Source organism: Stappia stellulata (genome assembly GCF_020176715.1).
Classification (GTDB): domain Bacteria; phylum Pseudomonadota; class Alphaproteobacteria; order Rhizobiales; family Stappiaceae; genus Stappia.
Window position 1 is genome coordinate 14,518 of record NZ_JAIVMF010000008.1, and the last position, 14,704, is coordinate 29,221.

General features: G+C 66.9%; 15 protein-coding genes and 1 tRNA gene. 6 read left to right on the top strand and 10 right to left on the bottom strand.

Features of this window, described 5'->3' with window-relative positions; genetic code table 11:
- Nucleotides 1-115: 115 nt before the first annotated feature.
- From LC092_RS11195 to tsaD, 6 genes are all read right to left on the bottom strand, one after another.
- Entirely contained in the window at nt 116-787 is a 672-nt protein-coding gene (locus tag LC092_RS11195; RefSeq protein ID WP_224806617.1) for a class I SAM-dependent methyltransferase, read from the bottom strand.
- The gene (locus LC092_RS11200; protein WP_224806618.1) at nt 784-1,221 is read right to left on the bottom strand and encodes an EVE domain-containing protein; all 438 of its coding nucleotides are present in this window, start codon (nt 1,219-1,221) and stop codon (nt 784-786) included. The genes LC092_RS11195 and LC092_RS11200 overlap by 4 nt, the downstream gene beginning before the upstream one ends.
- Nucleotides 1,222-1,224: 3 nt before the next feature.
- Complete coding sequence (locus tag LC092_RS11205; RefSeq protein ID WP_224806619.1) at nt 1,225-1,512, bottom strand: YciI family protein; 288 nt, start codon at nt 1,510-1,512, stop codon at nt 1,225-1,227.
- A 97-nt stretch (nt 1,513-1,609) separates the two neighbouring features.
- Complete coding sequence (locus LC092_RS11210; protein WP_224806620.1) at nt 1,610-2,626, bottom strand: NAD(P)H-dependent glycerol-3-phosphate dehydrogenase; 1,017 nt, start codon at nt 2,624-2,626, stop codon at nt 1,610-1,612.
- Entirely contained in the window at nt 2,623-3,150 is a 528-nt protein-coding gene (locus LC092_RS11215) for an NUDIX hydrolase (RefSeq protein WP_224806621.1), read from the bottom strand. The genes LC092_RS11210 and LC092_RS11215 overlap by 4 nt, the downstream gene beginning before the upstream one ends.
- Nucleotides 3,147-4,313, bottom strand: a complete 1,167-nt coding sequence (gene tsaD, locus LC092_RS11220) for a tRNA (adenosine(37)-N6)-threonylcarbamoyltransferase complex transferase subunit TsaD (RefSeq protein WP_224806622.1) — start codon at nt 4,311-4,313, stop codon at nt 3,147-3,149. The genes LC092_RS11215 and tsaD overlap by 4 nt, the downstream gene beginning before the upstream one ends.
- 51 nt (nt 4,314-4,364) lie before the next feature.
- Between tsaD and hemC the strand changes: the two genes are divergently transcribed.
- The 5 genes from hemC to LC092_RS11245 all read left to right on the top strand — a co-directional run bounded on the left by hemC (nt 4,365) and on the right by LC092_RS11245 (nt 10,619).
- Nucleotides 4,365-5,300 carry a hydroxymethylbilane synthase gene (gene hemC, locus LC092_RS11225; RefSeq protein ID WP_224806623.1) on the top strand — a complete coding sequence of 312 codons (936 nt, stop codon included), beginning with the start codon at nt 4,365-4,367 and terminating at the stop codon, nt 5,298-5,300.
- Between the two features lie 4 nt (nt 5,301-5,304).
- Nucleotides 5,305-6,015, top strand: a complete 711-nt coding sequence (locus tag LC092_RS11230) for a uroporphyrinogen-III synthase (RefSeq protein ID WP_224806624.1) — start codon at nt 5,305-5,307, stop codon at nt 6,013-6,015.
- Between the two features lie 844 nt (nt 6,016-6,859).
- Nucleotides 6,860-8,161, top strand: a complete 1,302-nt coding sequence (locus tag LC092_RS11235; protein ID WP_224806625.1) for a COG4223 family protein — start codon at nt 6,860-6,862, stop codon at nt 8,159-8,161.
- 91 nt (nt 8,162-8,252) lie between these two features.
- Nucleotides 8,253-10,124, top strand: a complete 1,872-nt coding sequence (locus tag LC092_RS11240; protein WP_224806626.1) for a heme biosynthesis protein HemY — start codon at nt 8,253-8,255, stop codon at nt 10,122-10,124.
- Between the two features lie 419 nt (nt 10,125-10,543).
- A tRNA-Thr gene (locus LC092_RS11245) sits at nt 10,544-10,619 on the top strand.
- Between the two features lie 5 nt (nt 10,620-10,624).
- Here the strand turns inward: LC092_RS11245 and LC092_RS11250 are convergent.
- The gene (locus tag LC092_RS11250; protein ID WP_224806627.1) at nt 10,625-11,542 is read right to left on the bottom strand and encodes a helix-turn-helix domain-containing protein; all 918 of its coding nucleotides are present in this window, start codon (nt 11,540-11,542) and stop codon (nt 10,625-10,627) included.
- Nucleotides 11,543-11,585: 43 nt separating this feature from the next.
- Nucleotides 11,586-11,828 carry a helix-turn-helix transcriptional regulator gene (locus tag LC092_RS11255; protein ID WP_318245921.1) on the bottom strand — a complete coding sequence of 81 codons (243 nt, stop codon included), beginning with the start codon at nt 11,826-11,828 and terminating at the stop codon, nt 11,586-11,588.
- A gap of 49 nt (nt 11,829-11,877) precedes the next feature.
- Here LC092_RS11255 and LC092_RS11260 point away from each other — a divergent pair, with 49 nt between their 5' ends.
- Nucleotides 11,878-12,177, top strand: coding sequence for a hypothetical protein (locus tag LC092_RS11260; protein ID WP_224806628.1), 300 nt, complete (start codon nt 11,878-11,880; stop codon nt 12,175-12,177).
- Between the two features lie 14 nt (nt 12,178-12,191).
- Here the strand turns inward: LC092_RS11260 and LC092_RS11265 are convergent, their stop codons facing one another.
- A complete protein-coding gene (locus LC092_RS11265; RefSeq protein WP_224806629.1) occupies nt 12,192-12,704 on the bottom strand; it encodes a hypothetical protein in 513 nt (170 codons plus the stop codon).
- A gap of 99 nt (nt 12,705-12,803) precedes the next feature.
- Nucleotides 12,804-14,651, bottom strand: a complete 1,848-nt coding sequence (locus LC092_RS11270; protein WP_224806630.1) for a DUF294 nucleotidyltransferase-like domain-containing protein — start codon at nt 14,649-14,651, stop codon at nt 12,804-12,806.
- Nucleotides 14,652-14,704: the final 53 nt, after the last annotated feature.

Consider the following 14,704-nt stretch of genomic DNA (forward strand, 5'->3'; position numbering starts at 1 on the left):
ATCGCTGGCGCGTCCGTGAAGAGGCGCGTATCTGACGCCAGAAACCGCCTTTCGCGCAAGCCCCCTCGCCGCAAAGACCGCCCGCATGGCGACAGGTTGGAGAACTTACGCTGCGTCAGCCCGGTGCGCCGGCCGTCTTGAGCCGAAACACGCTGGAGCGCTTGACGGCGTTGTCCTCCAGTGAGCGGTTCACCGGCACGTCGTAGGTCGCGAGCCGGGCGAGACGCTCCTTCGGCAGATAGCTGCGGCCCGGATCGCCGACGAGAACGTCGGCGCCTTGTGCCCGCGCCCGGTCCAGCCACGGCAGGATCCGGTCGGCCATCGGCTTTTCATAAAAGACATCGCCGGCGAAGAGCACATCGACCTGCGGCGGATCGGTCGCGAGAAGATCGGCGGTGGCAATCTCCAGATCGACCTCGTTGAGCGCGGCGTTGAGGCGGGCAGCCGTGAGCGCGAAGGGATCGATGTCGCAGGCAAGCACATGCGCCGCCCCCGCCCTGGCACAGGCGATGCCGACAAGGCCGGAGCCGGTGGCGAAATCGAGCACCGGCCGGCCGGCGACCAGCTCCGGCGTGTCGAGGATGTAGCGCGCCAGCGCCTGGCCGCCGGCCCAGGCGAAGGCCCAGAACGGCGGCGGCAGGCCGAGCGCGCCGAGATCGTCCTCGGTCTTTTGCCACAGGTCCATCGCCTCGTCGGCGAGGTAAAGCCGGATCTCCGGCGCATGCGGCACGGCGTGGATCCGCGTGTTGGCGCGAATGAAGCCCGCCGGATCCGCGCGCGGCGTCATTTCGGGGCGATTTTGCTGGCGTCCAGCCCGCCCATCTCGCAGACGATCTTCCATTCCTCCTCCGTGACGGGCTGCACGGAAAGCCGCATGGAGGTGACGAGCGACATCCGGGACAGACGCGGCTCCGCCTTGACGTCGGCGAGGGTCACGGGCTTGGGCATGTCGCAGACGGCCTTGACGTCGACGCATTCCCAGCGCGGATCGTCGATGGTCGAATCCGGATGGATCTCGGCGCAGACCTCGACGATGCCGACGACCTCCTTGCCGATGTTGGAATGGTAGAAGAAGCCGCGGTCGCCGATCTTCATCTCGCGCATGTTGTTGCGCGCCTGATAGTTGCGGATCCCGTCCCACTCCTCACCGGCGTCGCCCTTGGCCTTCTGCATCTCCCAGGACCATTTGTCGGGCTCGGACTTGAACAGCCAGTAACGCATGCCTCAGGCCTCCGGGTTCTTGAGGACCCAGTTCCAGGGCCGGATCTCGACGCTCTCGAACAGGCCGGCGCGGGCGTAAGGGTCTTCCTGCGAGATCGCCAGCGCCTCGTCGCGGCTTGCCGCCTCGATCACGACCAGCGAGCCGGTCATGCCGCCGTCGTCGTCAAGAAAGGGGCCTGCGGCCTTCAGCTTGTCGCCCATGGCGGCGAGAAACGCGAGATGGTCCTCGCGGTTGGCCTTGCGCACCTCAAGCGCGCCCGGCTTGTCGGTGCAAATCAGCGCATACAGCATGGAGTGTCCCCTGTGTCGGTGTCCGGAAAGTTGCCGCATTACATAACCGACGGGCACGCGCCCGCAAGGTGTTGCTTGGGCGCGAGGCGCCGCCGCCTCACGCCTCGCGCTTCAAAGGCCGCGTCATCAGGGTGGTGAGGGCGTCGTCGATGGACAGACGGCTTTCCAGCACGGCGGAGACCGCGCGGCAGATCGGAAGCTCGACGCCATGGCGGGCGGCGAGCGTTTCGGCAACGGCGGCGGAATGCACGCCCTCGGCGAGCTTTTGTCCCTCCGCCATCAGCGCGGCGACGCTCGCCCCTTCGCCCAATGCCTGACCGAAGGCGAAATTGCGCGATTGCGCCGAGCCGCAGGTCAGCACGAGATCGCCGAGGCCCGACAGGCCGGCGAGGGTCTCGCGGCTTGCGCCGAGCGCAAGGCCGAGCCTTGTCAGTTCGGCAAAGCCGCGCGCAGTCAGGGCGGCGAGCGCGCTGGCGCCCCATTTCTTGCCGGCGACCGCGCCGCAGGCGATCGCCAGCACGTTCTTTAACGCGCCGCCGATCTGCACGCCGATGAGATCGGTCGCTGCATAGGGGCGAAACTGCGGGGAAGCGAGTGCCGCAGACAGCCGGTCGGCGACCGCGCCTTCGGTGGCGGCGATGGTTACCGCGGTCGGCAGGCCGCGCGCCACGTCGCCGGCGAAACTCGGACCCGACAGCACGGCTGGCATGACGCCGGGCGCGGCCTCGCGCAGCACGTCGCCAAGCAGCAGCCCCGTGTCGCGTTCGATGCCCTTGGCGCAGAGGATCACCGGCGTTCCCGGCGCAAGGCGCGGGGCAAGAGCCTCGGCCATGGCGCGGGTGGTCTGCGCCGGCGTCACCAGCAGCACGGCCTCGGCACCCTCAAGGGCGGTATCTAGGTCGGTCGTTGCAAAGAGCGGCGGGTCGATGGTTACCCCCGGCAGATAGCGCGGGTTCGCATGGTCCTCGTTCAGCTTGCGCACCGTGTCGGCATCGCGCGCCCACAGGCGCACCTCGCGGCCGGCGCGGGCCGCGACGAGCGCAAGGGCGGTGCCCCAGGCGCCGCCGCCCAGAACCGCGATCCGCTCGATGCTTCGACCTTCCGCCGGTGTCATCGGCGCGCCTCCAGCCGCCCGCGCAGATCGGCGAGCGGGGCGTGAAAGCCGGTGAAGAAGCGGCCCGCGCCCTGTTCGATCGCCGTGTCGATATCGATCCAGAACAGCTCGAAGCGGATCGGGTCGCCGCCGGCCGACGGCGTCATCTCGTAGTGTTCCCAGCGCTCGCGTTCGCGGGCCGGAGCGTCGAGCGGCATGGCGGCGTGATAGAGCCGGCGCGAATGGATATCGCGCCCGAGCTCGTTGTCGAACAGCACGAGTTGTTCGGTGAGTGTGTCGAGCGCATGGGAGACCGCAAGGCCGGTTTCCTCGTGAAACTCGCGAAGGGCCGCACCCAGGTGGCTTTCGCCGGGATCGACCGTACCGCCGGGGATCTGCAGGCCGACATAGGGCTGGTCCGGCTGGCGGAAGACCAGAAGGTCGCGTCCGGCGGTGAGATAGATATAGGCCTTGTGCTTCAGCCGGTCGTAGCGGGCCGGCAGCGCCGCGCAGACCTCGCCCTCGTAGAATCTCGGATCGCTCACGCCTTGGCTCCCTTGCGTCCCGAACCGACCAGTCCGGCGGCATTTGCATCCAGCGGCCAGCGCGGCCGCGGCGACACGCTCTGGTCGTCCACCGTCTCGCCCGTTGTTGCCGCCGCCCGCAGCCGCTCGATGCCGGCCCAGGCGATCATGGCCGCATTGTCCGTGCACAGCCGGTGCGGCGGTGCGACGAGGCGCGCCCCGGCGGCGCGCGTCACGTCGTCCAGCCGGGCGCGGATCGCGGAATTGGCGGCGACGCCGCCGGCGACCACCAGAACGGGCGCGACATCCGGGTGGGCCCTGGCGAAAACCTCCAGCGCGCGCCGGCTCTTTTCGCCGATCACGTCGCTCACCGCCTCCTGGAAGGATGCGCAAAGGTCCGAAACAGCCTGAGCATCCAGAGGGGCTGCCCGGTGGGCGGCGGTGCGCACCGCCGTCTTCAGTCCGGCGAAGGACAGATCGATCCCCGGCCGGTCGAGCATCGGGCGCGGCAGGGGAAAGCGGGTCGCGTCTCCGCTGGCGGCGGCAGCTTCCACCGCCGGACCGCCGGGATAGGACAGGCCGAGGAGCTTCGCGGTCTTGTCGAAGGCCTCGCCCACCGCGTCGTCGATGGTGGAGCCGAGCCGGCGGTAGACGCCGACGCCTTCCACCAGCAGGAACTGTGTGTGGCCGCCGGAGACCAGAAGCAACAGATAGGGAAAGGCGACATCGTCGGTCAGCCGCGCCGTCAGGGCATGACCTTCCAGATGATTGACGGCGATCAGCGGCTTGCCGGCGGCAAGGGCGGCTGCCTTGGCGGTCATCAGCCCGACGATCACGCCGCCGATCAGGCCGGGACCGGCGGTCGCGGCAATCGCATCGATGTCGTTGAAAGAGACGCCGGCCTCTTCCATCGCGGCGGCAATGATCGTGTCGAGCACGGAGATATGGGCGCGGGCGGCGATTTCCGGCACAACGCCGCCGAAGGCTGCGTGTTCGTCGACCTGCGAGCGGATGATGTCGGAGAGAATATGCGGCGTGCCGTCGGCGTCGAGCCGCACCACGGCGGCCGCGGTTTCGTCGCAGCTCGTCTCGATGCCCAACACCGTCAGCGACGCCGCCGCGCCGGGTGCGGGGCGATTTTCAGGGTCGACCGCATTGGCCGGAGCGGCTTGAGGGCTTATCATCGATCCAATCGCCTATCGCACGACACCCGCCTAGCACCAGGAATAACCTCCTTGCAAACAAAACCTTCCGCCCCCCAACTCCGCATCGGCACGCGCGGCAGCGCGCTCGCGCTCGCCCAGGCCCATGAGACCCGGGACCGGCTGATCGCCGCGCATGGCCTGCCGGAAAGCGCGTTCGAGATCATCGTGATCAAGACGTCGGGGGACCAGATCCAGGACCGGCCGCTGTCGGAGGTCGGGGGCAAGGGCCTGTTCACCAAGGAAATCGAGCAGGCAATGATGGATGGCGACATCGACATCGCCGTCCATTCCGCCAAGGACATGCCGACCGTGCTGCCCGAGGGGCTGGAGCTGATCGCCTTCCTGCCGCGCGAGGACGTGCGCGACGCGTTCCTCTCGCCCAAGGCGAAGCGGATCCAGGACCTGCCGCAAAACGCCGTGGTCGGCTCCTCCAGCCTGCGTCGCCAGGCGATGATCAAGCGGCTGCGGCCCGACATCGATGTGGTGATGTATCGTGGCAACGTGCAGACGCGGCTGAAAAAGCTCACCGACGGGGTGGTCGACGCGACACTTCTGGCCACGGCCGGGCTGCGCCGGCTCGGGCTCGGCGACGTCATCACCTCGGTGATCGAGCCCGCGGAGTTCCTGCCCGCCGTCGGCCAGGGGGCGATCTGCATCGAGGCGCGCGCCGACGACACGGCGACGCGCGATCTGCTCGCCGCCATTCACCACCACGAGACCGAGACCTGCCTGATGGCGGAACGCGCCTTTCTTGCCGAACTCGACGGCTCCTGCCGCACGCCGATCGGCGGCCTGGCAAAGCTCGATGGCGATCGCATCCGTCTCGACGGGCTGATCCTGCGTCCGGACGGCTCCGAAGCGCATGAGACGTTCCGCGAGGGGCCTGCCTCGGAGGCGGCCGTGCTGGGACAGGATGCGGGCGCTGAGCTGAAACGACGCGGCGGCCCTGACTTCTTCCGGGATTGATCTCATGTCGCGCGTGTTGCTGACACGGCCCGAACCCGCCGCCAGCCGGACGGCGCGGGACCTGATCCGGCGCGGATATCTGCCGGTTGTCGCGCCGATGATGCGGATGCGGGCGATCGGTCTTGCCGGCCTGCCGGCGGTGCCGGCGGGGTCTGCGGTCGCCGTGACCAGTGCGCGCGCCATCGAGGCGGTGGCCGGATCGCCCGGCTGGGAGCGGCTGCGCGGACTTTCGGTCTTCGCCGTCGGCGGGGCCACGGGTGCCGCCGCGAGAGACGCCGGCGCCGCGCAGGTGGAGGCCGCCGGCGGGGACCTTGGATCGCTGTGCGACCATTTGCTGCGCGCAAGGCCCGGAGCGGTGATCTATCTCGCCGGCCGGCAACGCAGCGGCGACCTCTGCGCCATCCTGCAGACGAACGGCATTCCCTGCGAAACGCACGAGGTCTACGACATGGAGGCGGTTCCCGAACCGCCGGTCGCGCTGGTGTCGGCGCTGGCTGCTTGCGATCCTGCGGATCCGCTCGCGGTGCTGGTCTACTCCAGGCGCTCGGCCGAGGCATTGATCGCGGGGCTGGCGGAACTCGATTTTCGCGGACGGCTCGTGTTCTTTGCGCTGTCGGAGCAGGTGGCGCAGCCGTTGCGCGGGCTCGGGCCCTGCCATGTCGCGGACGAGCCGAGCGAGGCGGCGCTGATCGCCTTGCTGGAAAAGACATGCTAATCGACAGACATATTTGTTTTGCAGCGCGAAAACGGCAATCATGGGGGCAACCGGTTCCACCGCGAACCGCATGTTGCAGGGAAAGACACCGGGCGCAGGCCCGGCAGGCGAGAGGACAGTCATGGCCGCTGACAGCAAGAAGCCGGACCAGAAGAGCGACTCCGCGAAAACCTCATCCAAGCCCGGCTCCGGCCCCGCATCGGGGACCGGCTCGGGCCGCAAGCCGGTAACGATCGACCTGGAAGCCAGGGAAGTTCCCGGCGCCAAACCCGCCGCGCAAAAGCCGGCGACCGGCGGGCCGGCGGCGTCAGCCGCATCGCCGGCGTCGAAGCCGGGTGAGGCGAAGGCGCCAGAGACGAAGCCGGCGGAGACGAAGCCGGCAGAGGCTCGCCCCGGCGCATCCTCCGCGCCGACGTCGAAACCCGCATCGGCGCTGGCCGGCGCTTCCACGTCGGGTGCCTCCCCGTCTGGCGCGTCCCGGCCCGCGTCCACCGGCGCGGCATCGCCGGGCAAGCCGGCCACCTCCGGCTCTGGCGCAAGCCCGGGGTCCTCTCCGGCATCTTCCCCGGCATCCGCTCCGGCAAGCGCGACTTCACCTAGCGGTGCATCCGCGAGCGGGGCGAAGCCCGGCGGGTCGGGTGCCGGGTCCGCATCCACTGGTTCCGCATCTACCGGGTCCGCATCCGCGACCTCCGCGGCTGCGTCCTCCACGGCGTCCGCCGACAAGGGCAAGCCCGGTTCGGCCTCGGCCTCCGCATCGTCGAAGCCCTCCGAGGCACCGGCCTCCCGGCCCTCGGCCAAGCCCGGATCCGAGGCTTCCGGCGGGGTCGGGGTCGGGGGTCTTGTGCTTGCCTCCGTCGTTGGCGCGGCGCTGGTGCTCGGCGGTGCCTATGGCGCGCATCGCGCCGGCTATCTGCCTGTTACGTCAGGTCCGGCGGCCTCCGAGGTGCAATCGGCGCTGACCGCCGCGCAAAGCCGCATCGCCGGGCTTGAGGAGCGCATCGCCGGCCTCGCCGATACGCAGGATGCGGCATCCTCCGCGTCTGCCGCGCTTGACGATGTCCGGACCCGCTTGTCGGCGCTTGAGGCCTCTCTGGAAAACGGCCTGCAATCCGCGGCCGGTCTGCCGGAGGCGGCGTCAGAGCAGCTGGCGCAGCTGGAAAGCGGGCTCGCCGAGCTGCGCCGGTTCGTCTCTTCCGGCGGGGCGGGCGAGACGGCCGGACTTGCCAGCCTGCAGGAGCGGCAGGCCGCCCTCCAGCAGACCGTCGATACCCAGGGCGAAACACTGGCCGCGCTCCAGACCCGACTTGGCGAGGGATCGCAGACGGGCGAGGCGGTCAATGCGCTCGATACCCGCATCGCCGCGCTTGAGGAGACCGTCGCCACGCTCGACAAGACGCTGGCCGGCCTGTCCGGCGTCAGCGAGACGCTTTCAGGCGTTCAGGAGAGCGTCACCGCGCTGCAGGGCCAGACCGCTACGAAGGCGGAGACCCTTGCCCAGCTGACCAGCGGACAGGCGACACTTACGACCCGCGTCGATGAGGGGCTTGACGGGGTATCGGCGAAAATCGCCGCCCTGGAGGACCGGCTCGCGCCGGTCGAAGCCCAGATCGGCGGCGTTGGCGCCCGCGAGACGGCGGCGCGCGCCGTTGCGGTCTCGGCGCTGAAATCCGCGATGGACCGGGGTGCGCCGTTCGAGACGGAGCTTGCCGCGGTCGCAGCCGCGCTTCCCGCCGATACGGATCTTGCACCGCTGCAGGCGCGCGCGGCCGAGGGCGTTCCCACCCGCAACGCGCTTCAGGCGGAGTTTGCCGCCGCCGCGCGGGCGATGAGCGCCAAGATCGACGCGCCCGCCGACGGCGATCTGGTCGACAGTTTCTGGTCCAATGCGCGCTCGCTGGTGTCGATCCGCCAGCCGGGCGAAAGCGACGCCAACACGCCTTCCGCCGCACTCGGGCGGATGGAGGCCCGTGTCGATGCCGGCGATTTCGCCGGGGCGCTCGAGGCCTATGACAGCCTGCCGGAGGAGGTGCGCGCCGCCGGCAGTGACTGGGCGGGAAACGCGCGGGCGCGGCTCGCCGCCGACCGCCTGGTGGACCAGGTGACCGGCGACGTGTTGAAATCGCTCAGCGCGGCGCCGCAATGAGGGCCGCGCTCAAGACCGCTTCCGGCGGATCCGCCACGTGCCCCGCATGCCGTCATGACCCGCTCGGCCGGGTCGTGGGGAGGGAAAGACCATGATTCGCTTGCTGATCTTCATCGCCCTTGTGTTCGTCGTCGCGGTCGGTTCCGCGTGGATTGCCGACAAGCCGGGCATCATCACCCTCGACTGGCAGGGCTATCAGATCGAGACCGGCGTGATGACCGCCGCGGTCGCGCTGATCGGCCTGCTGGCGCTCGGCATCATCGTGTGGAACGTCGCGCTTTTCATCCTGCGCACGCCCGATCATGTCGGCAGCTTCTTCCGCCGCCGGCGCAAGGACCGCGGCTATGACGCCATGTCCAAGGGCCTTTTGGCGCTGGGCGTGGGCGACGCCGCCGGCGCCGGGCGCTACGGGGCGGAAGCTGCGAAGCTTCTCTCCGGGGAACCGGCGACCCAGCTCCTGCTTGCGCAATCCGCGCAGCTCGACGGCCGCCACGAGGAGGCGCGGTCGCGCTTCGAGGCGATGCTGGATGATCCGGCGCTGCGTCCCGTCGGCCTGCACGGCCTCTACATCGAGGCGGAGCGGCTGAACGAGCCGGTGGCCGCGCGCCACTATGCCGAGGAAGCCGCGAAGCTGATGCCGGGGCTCGACTGGGCCGGACGCGCGGTGCTCGGCTATCAGGCGGTCAGCGGCGACTGGGCGGACGCGATCAAGACGCTGGAGAAGAACTACGCCTTCAAGCGCGTCGACAAGAAGACCTTCCGCCGCCACAAGGCGGTGCTCCTGACGGCCCAGGCGCAGGAGCTGGAGGATCGCGATCCCGATGCGGCGCGCCAGAAGGCGAACGAGGCGCACGGTCTGGCGCCCGCGCTGGTGCCGGCGGCGATCCTGGCGGCGCGTCTCGCCACACGGCGCGGCGATATCCGCAAGGCGATGAAGATCGTCGAGACCACCTGGAAGCTCACCCCGCATCCCGAGCTTGCCGACGCCTACGCCCATGCCCGCAACGGCGATTCGGCGCAGGACCGGCTGAAGCGGGTAAAAGCGCTCGCCGCGCTTCGCGCCCACAATGCGGAAGGCGCGCTGGCGCTGGCGCGGGCCGCCATCGAGGCGAACGACTGGGATCTGGCGCGCGCGCAGATGAAGGCGGCACTTCGCCTGGAGCCGACCCAGCGCGCGTTCCTGATGATGGCCGATCTGGAGGAGCGCCAGCATGGCGATCGCGGTCGGGTGCGCGAATGGCTCGCCCGCGCGGTGCGTGCGCCCGCCGATCCGGCCTGGGTGGCCGATGGCGTCGTCAGCGAGACGTGGTCGCCGGTCTCGCCGGTCGACGGACGGCTGGATGCCTTCGTCTGGACCACGCCGCCGGCAACGCTCGACCATCATGACGATCCGCTGGAGGCGCTCGACGACGCGCTGATGGAGGCGCTGCCGGCCGCTCCCGCGCATCTGGAAGCCGCGCCGCTGGAGCGCAAGCCGGATCCGTCCGAGCCCCTCGCCCCCTCGCCCGTGCCGCAGCCCGCCGCCTCAGCGCCTGCGACAGATGCTGCGCCGGCAAAAGATCCGGCAGCTCCCGACACAGCGAAAGCCGAGACGGCCAAGACCGAACCGGTGCAAACGGGCCTGGCCAAGGACGACGCGCCCAAGGCAGACGCTGCGAAGACGGACGCCGCCAAGCCTGCGGCGCAAGACGCGGGCGCTTCGGCCTCGGGAACTGCGGACGCCAAGGCGTCGGGACCGGAGACGGGGGCCACGTCTTCCGCCAAGCCGAGCGCGCCGGATGCAAGCCCCAAACCGGCGGCGAAGCCGGAGGCAAAGGCGGACGCCAAGGCCGGCGACACGCGCAAGGACGATCTTTCGCGGCCGATCGAGTTTCCGCTGAAGCATATGCCGGACGATCCCGGCCCGGACGACGAGCCGGAGGACGCGCGCCAGAAGAAGCCGGGTTTCCGCTTCTTCAACTGACGGTGCGGTGCAACGCGCCGGCCGGGGAGGCCGGCCGTTTCGATGGCAGGGACCCGAAACGCCGATGGACGCGGGGGCCGTCGCCACGGCCTCACGTACGGGGGGTGTCCCCGCCGTGGGGCCGGGATGCGATCCGCGTCTCGACGGTCCCGACGGTCGTGCAGGTCGGGGCGGTTCGCTTGCCAAATCGCGCTGCCTTGCTGCTTTGTCCAAAAGGCGCGAGCCGGCACGCAAAGCCTCTTGCGCCGCGCCGCCCGGTCGGGTATCAAGCGGCCACCTCGCCGAACGCCTGACAGTGGCCTTGGTCGCTGTCGTGATTTACGCGAGGTCTGCCCGTCCCCTATGACCGGGACGGCAAGACGTCCGAAGCGCTATGCTTCGGAAAAGACATACGGGACGCTCACGTCCCGGTTTGGTGCGCCGGTGTAGCTCAGTTGGTAGAGCACGTCATTCGTAATGATGGGGTCGGCGGTTCGAGTCCGTTCACCGGCACCATTTTCTTATTCTTTGTCACCTTCTTTTTCGGCGGTTTCTATAGCTTCTGACAATATTTCTTTAAGTTCCTCTTTCGTCAATTCTTTGGCAGCCTTTCCTGTGGCTTTAAGAGACACGCTGTGCGCTCCGCTTTTTATAGATTCAACAAGTGATGGATTACTTTTCAGGTTTTTAATAGCTTCGATAAGTAATTTTTTTCTCGTTCTGTCACGAACTGGATCTTTTCGAGAATCTTGGCGGAATAGTGCTCTCATCCTTTCGGATATATCGCCGGTTTCATCGATCAGGTGTTTAACGTGAGATAAAACACTTTCAATAGTATCTCCTGTGTCATCTACCTTAAACTCGGCCCAGCCTAACTGATCTCCTATAGATTTGATGCTCGAGCTGATATTGCTTTGTAATTTGAGAAGATGCTCCGATATTTCCTTTGATGCTTCTTCAAATCTTGCAGAAAACTCCCGGCCTTCTTCCTCAAGGAATATCTTTAAGAGCTCATTTGGATGAAGTGGCCGATTACGACTGCCGTCGCGAATACAGTAGATGCCCTTTGCTGTCGCGTGTGGCTTGTTTTTACTTGGGGGAACATATATTCTCAGAAATGGAATTGAATTTGTATTTTCAGAAAAAATATCTAAAGAAACAGGCGGTGTGCAACTAATTGCTTTATTCATTATCTGTAAAAGGATGCTATCGCTCAAATCGCATCCAATTATTTTGCCATATTGGGAGCCATCATTCCTTTTTTCTTCGTCTACACCAACAAGAATGCTCCCGCCAGTTTCAGTGTTTGCGAATGCAGCCAAGTCTTCTGAACTTATACCTTCGGGCTTGCGCTTATAGTCAACGAATTGGTTCTCGCCACTCTCCAATAGATCTCGCGATATTTTGGTAGTGGTCTTGTAGCTCTTCGAAATTGCCACAATATCCTCACCGAATCAAATTTTAGAGATAATGCTTAATTTACTAGTCAGGAAAAAGGTTTGATGCTTTAATTTGCAATGCAGAAGCAATCCGAGCAACTATTTTTATAGTTGGGTTTCTTTTTCCGCTCTCGATGCCGCTCACGTAGGTGGGATGCAATTGTGCGAGATGCGCGAATTCCTCCTGTGAGAGGCCGCGCTGCTTTCGCCAATACCGTACCTTTTGTCCGAACGCTTTTTCCAAGTCCATGCAACCAATGGGCAACGAAGCCTTGTCGACTGCCATAGACTATGAGTAAGATTTTAGGGGCTGCTCATCTTGGAATTTTAGCTCGATGCCAACGGACTATTCCGCCTTCGCCGATCTCCTCGATACCTATCAGTCGCTGTCGGATGGCTTGCAACTGGCGTGGCTGGTGGTGCCGCCGGTGTTTCTGTTGGGGAGTCTGGCGCTGGTTCTGCGCTATCGGCTGGCGTGTCGGCGGACCGATTGTCTCGCCGGAGGCCGTTTGGCCTATACGGTTTTCGCCGAGGAAAACGGTCGGTTGCAGGTCATCGCGTATGACGACACGGCGTGTGACGATGCCAATTCGAATCTGAAAACAGGAGTGCCGCGGGCGTCATCGCGCAGCTGACGATCAGATCCCCCTCACCCGCCGCAGACCTCCCGCGCAATCGGGTCGTCGACGAGCTTTTCCCAGGCGGCTTCGGGGATCTCTGTCGGGTCGACCGTTTCGCTTGGCAGCAGGTCGATGCGGCGGCCTGTCTCGCAGTCGTAGATCTGGCGCAATTCGCGCGGTGGCTGGTAGCGGGCGAAGAGGTAGAGCGAGGCCTTGCGGTAGCGCGGGGCGTTCTCGTTGGTCTCGATGCTCGGCCGGTCGAGCGCGACCATGCGGTTGATGCGCGGTTTCACCAGCGTCCAGGGCTGCAGCAGGTTCGAGGTCTCGTAGGTCTCGATCACCTCCAGTCCGCCCGGCAGGCCGCGCGCGATGCGCGCGGACCAGTCGTAGTCCGTCCAGATTGTGTAGACGAGCATGGCAATCCCGGCGGCGGCGGGGGCGAGCCAGCGCGGCAATCGCCCGCCGGCGAGGTGGTTCACCAGCATCATGGAGCCGGCGACGGCAATGCCGAGGACGATGGTGCTGATCAGCGAGAAAAACATGAGGCTGCGTCTTTCGGTCTGAAATGGGGGCGCGGGTCAGGGATGGGGCCTGCGTGCCTTGGTGTCAAATGGCGGGCGGCCTTCGGACGGGCTGTTGTCTCACAGCGCGCGGCCGTGGCCGATGGCCGACTGAAGCGTCTTGATCACGCCGAAGGCGTCCTTGAGATGGTTGCGCTCCAGCGCCGAGAGGGTCGCCGGGGCCATGAAGTTGTCGGGTTTTTGCCCCTCGCGCACCTGTCTGGCCTGATGGGCGAGGCGGATGTTGGAGATCAGGTCGTAGGCATCGATCAGATCGCCGCCGCCCGACGCGCTCAGCGTTCCGGCCTCGCGCGCGGCGATCAGCCGTTCGCGCGTGTTGACCGGCTCCAGTCCGCCTTCCAGCGCGTAAAGACGCGCAAGGTCGACGATGGGAACGACGCCGCTGTGCTTGAGGTCGAGCGTGTCCTTGTGCTCGCCCGAGCGGATCAGGGCGAAACCGCGGAACAGGCCGAGCGGCGGCGTGTGTTTCAGCGAATTGGCGGTCATATGGGCGCGAAAGATCGAGTTGCGGCGCGCGAGATCCAGCGTGCGGCGCTGCATGCCGGAATACAGCGCGGCGTCGCCGTCGATCGGGCGCAGGTCGAACATCACGCTGGCGAGCATCTGTGCCATCGGGTCGGGGGTTGCGATCCAGCCCTCGAAATAGCTCTTCCAGACCTTCGCCGGTTGCCGCCAGCGCGGATTGGTCGCCATCATGTCGCCGGGACAATAGACGTAGCCGCAGGCGTGCAACCCGTCGGAGACGTAGCGGGCAAACTCGGCGAACCATTTGCCGTGGCGCGCCTCGTCGTAGGCGTCGTCGAGGATCAGGCAATTGTCCTGGTCCGATACGCCGGTCTGTTCGCGCCGGCCTTGCGACCCACAAGCGAGCCACAGCCACGGCACGGGCGCGGGGCCGAGCTCGGCCTGCGCGAGTTCGATCAGCCGCCGGGTCAGCGCATCGGTGATGCTGCTGATCATGTGGCCGATGCGATAGGCCTCGACGCCGAGACCGACGAGCTGGGCGAGAAGCTGGGGCACCTGCGCCACCGTCGCGGCGAGTGCGTCGAGCGTGTCGTGGCGGGCGATGTCGGAGATCAGCGAGACGGCGGAGAGCGACTGGTGGCGCACCAGATTGGTACGGGTGACGATGCCGACCGCGCGGCCGTCCTCGCAGACCGGCAGATGGCCGATCCCCTTGCCGCTCATCAGCATCAACGCGTCGAGCATCAGCGCGCCGGGGGCAAGGGCGGCGGGATCCGGCGTCATTACCTGCGACAGCGGCACGTCGGGATCGCGCCCCTCCGCCAGAACGCGCGCGGTCAGGTCGCCGGTGGTGACGATGCCCGACAGCACCGCGTTCTCGCCGACGAGCACGCAGGAGATGTTCCTGTCCGCCATCGCGCGGGCGGCCTCGCGCGCGCTCGTTGTCTCGGCGAGCATCAGCGGATCGGCGGTCATGATGTCGCGCAGCTCGGCGGAGACGAGGGCGGCACCCGCGCCGTTTCCGGCCGGGGCTGGCTTGCGTCTCGGGGTGTCGCGGAGCCGGTCGAAGAAGGCGTCGAAGCGCGGATGACGCGCCAGCAGGTCGCGAAAGACGGCCTCGGGGACCGCGATCAGCCGCGCGCCCGTGTCGCTGGCCGCGCGCAGGCTGGCGGTGCCGTCGCGCAGCAGCGTCTTGGCGCCGAGGATCTCGCCGCCGGCGGCGCGCGCCACGAGATCGCCTTGCGGCGAAAGCAGGTCGACCTCGCCGCTTTCCACCACATGGATGCGGGTGAGCCTGTCGCCGATGGCAAAAAGGGTGCCGCCGGGGGCAAGCGTTTCCGGCTCTGCGGTCTCCGCAAGGGTCGCGAGATCCGGCGCCGGCAGCAGATCGAAGGGGTGGTGTCGGGAGAAAAAGGCGGTCAGGGAGGCTGTGTCGAGGGTCATGGCTCACCTTATCCGCAGGATCGCACTCGGGCGATTGGCGAAAACACGACCCC